This window comes from Caminicella sporogenes DSM 14501, from assembly GCF_900142285.1.
GTDB lineage: Bacteria > Bacillota > Clostridia > Peptostreptococcales > Caminicellaceae > Caminicella > Caminicella sporogenes.
This window is the reverse complement of record NZ_FRAJ01000037.1, coordinates 1-2,124: the sequence shown is the minus strand read 5'-3', so window position 1 is coordinate 2,124 and position 2,124 is coordinate 1. Positions and strand designations below refer to the sequence as shown.

The 2,124-nt window shown below is 26.0% G+C and carries 2 protein-coding genes and 1 rRNA gene; 1 reads left to right on the top strand and 2 read right to left on the bottom strand.

Annotated elements, in window-relative coordinates; genetic code table 11:
* The first annotated feature begins 38 nt into the window (after positions 1-38).
* A 5S ribosomal RNA gene (gene rrf / locus BUA90_RS12000) occupies positions 39-155 on the top strand.
* Positions 156-321: 166 nt separating this feature from the next.
* Here rrf and BUA90_RS11995 read toward each other — a convergent pair.
* Together BUA90_RS11995 and BUA90_RS12465 are read right to left on the bottom strand one after the other, a co-directional pair.
* Positions 322-1,506: a pyridoxal phosphate-dependent aminotransferase gene (locus BUA90_RS11995; RefSeq protein ID WP_072968872.1), complete on the bottom strand. Its 1,185-nt coding sequence runs from the start codon at positions 1,504-1,506 to the stop codon at positions 322-324.
* 111 nt (positions 1,507-1,617) lie between these two features.
* Positions 1,618-1,776 carry a hypothetical protein gene (locus BUA90_RS12465; protein ID WP_159430034.1) on the bottom strand — a complete coding sequence of 53 codons (159 nt, stop codon included), beginning with the start codon at positions 1,774-1,776 and terminating at the stop codon, positions 1,618-1,620.
* Positions 1,777-2,124 lie beyond the last annotated feature (348 nt).

The following is a 2,124-nucleotide window of genomic DNA, read 5'->3' as shown; positions in this document are numbered from 1 at the left end:
ATTAATTATTCACTATTAATTATTAATTGTTTTATAGGTCCGGTGACTATAGCGAAGGGGATACACCTGTTCCCATACCGAACACAGAAGTTAAGTCCTTCAGCGCCGATGGTACTTGGTGGGAGACCGCCTGGGAGAGTAGGTCGTTGCCGGTTAGAAAAATCCACTGGAGAATAAAAAATTCTTCAGTGGATTTTTGTTTTTTTGCCTATTTAAAGAAATTTTAAAAGTGTTTTAAAAGACTAACTTTAAAAACGCTGATAGCTAAGAGCTGAGAACTCAGTTAGTACCAAGTAGTTAGTGGAAAAAAATTTTTTGCTACTAACTATTTAAATCTTCAATAAATTTATTTAATCTATTTATACCTTCAATAACATCGTTTATATTGCAAGCATATGAAATTCTTATATAATCATCCATTCCAAAAGCTATTCCTGGTACAACAGCTACCTTGTATTTATCTAATAATTTATTGGAAAATTCAATAGAGAAGCTGTTTTTGTATTGTATTTTATTTTTAAGTTTAGAAATATCAATAAATATATAAAAAGCTCCTTGAGGTTTAATGAATGATAAATTAGAGACTTTAGACAATTCTAGTATTACTTTATCCCTACGATTTTTATATATTTTTACCATTTCTTCCATTTCGTTTTTACAAAGAGTTAGTGCTCCATAGGCAGCCCATTGTGATATAGTAGAGGGATGAGATACGAGATGTCCTTGTATAGTTGCAATAGCTGTAGCAATTTCTTTTTTACAAGCAGAATATCCTATTCTCCATCCGGTCATTGCTGCTGATTTTGATAGTCCATTAATAGTTATAGTTATTTCTTTAGCTTTTTCCGATAGAGAGGCTATACTGACAAAATTATTTGTGTAGCAAATTTTTTCATATATTTCATCAGCAATAATATGAACGTTATTTTCATAGCATATATCTACTATAGACATAAGTTCTTTTTTTTGATAAACGGCACCAGTAGGATTTGAAGGATTTGTAATAAATAATAATTTTGTTTTAGGAGATATTGTTTTTTCTAAATCAGAAGCAGTTATTTTAAAATCATTTTGTCTATCTGTATCTACAAATATAGGAACTCCATCTAATAGTTTTACCATTTCGGAATAGCTGACCCAGTAGGGTTTAGGTATGATTACTTCATCGCCAGGATCTAAAAAAGCTATTAATGTATTTGTAATAGCATGTTTAGCTCCACTTGATATGACTATTTCATCTAAATCATATGATATGTTGTTTTCCATTTCTAATTTTTCTTGTATTACTTTTTTCAAATTCTTTAATCCAGATGCAGCATCATATTTAGTTTTATTATCATGTATTGCTTTTATTCCTTCTTCTTTTGCTTTTTTAGGAGTAAAAAAATCAGGTTCTCCAATGCTTAAATTAATTATATCTATGCCTTGTTTTTTTAATTCAGTTATTTTTGTACTTATTCCTATGGTATAAGATGGGGTTATATTACTTATTTTTTTTGATAACATTATAAAATCACTCCTTAAGATAAATATGTATTTAATTTATATTATAGACGATTTTGATTGATATTTAAAAAAGACTTTTGAAATTAAGTTTCAAAAGTCTTTTTTATTATTTTATTTGAATAATTCAATTCTATTTTTTCTATTGGCAGTTATTATTGCAAAAGTTTTAGTAGTTGTATCAAAAGTATTAGATAAGTATTTATATTCTTTTGTATCGAATTTATTTTTTTTATTATTATATTTATTAGTAATAAAAAAATTTTTTTTCATATTTCAGCCTCCTTGTAGATAACTTTTTTATTTAATTAATTTTTACATAAAAGGAAGATAAACAATATACAACGATGTATAATTATACATATATTTTAATAAAATTTCTTGCGTTTGTAAATAAAAAAATAAGATTTTATGATGATTAAATATAAAATTTATAATAATATTTTTATATAAATTTTATATTTTGAAGCTATAATATTTATCCAATATGTGGTGTGTAATTATTTGATCACATATGAATAAAATTTCCATTTGACATAGTGAGTTTTATATGATACAATACCAATTGTCGCTTGAAAGAGCAGCAAAATAAAAAGCTCTTGACAAGATAAAAAACATGTG

Bases quoted from the DNA above. Each gene is read 5' to 3' on its own strand.
- BUA90_RS11995 (WP_072968872.1), bottom strand. From the start codon at position 1,506: ATGTTATCAAAAAAAATAAGTAATATAACCCCATCTTATACCATAGGA.
- BUA90_RS12465 (WP_159430034.1), bottom strand. From the start codon at position 1,776: ATGAAAAAAAATTTTTTTATTACTAATAAATATAATAATAAAAAAAAT.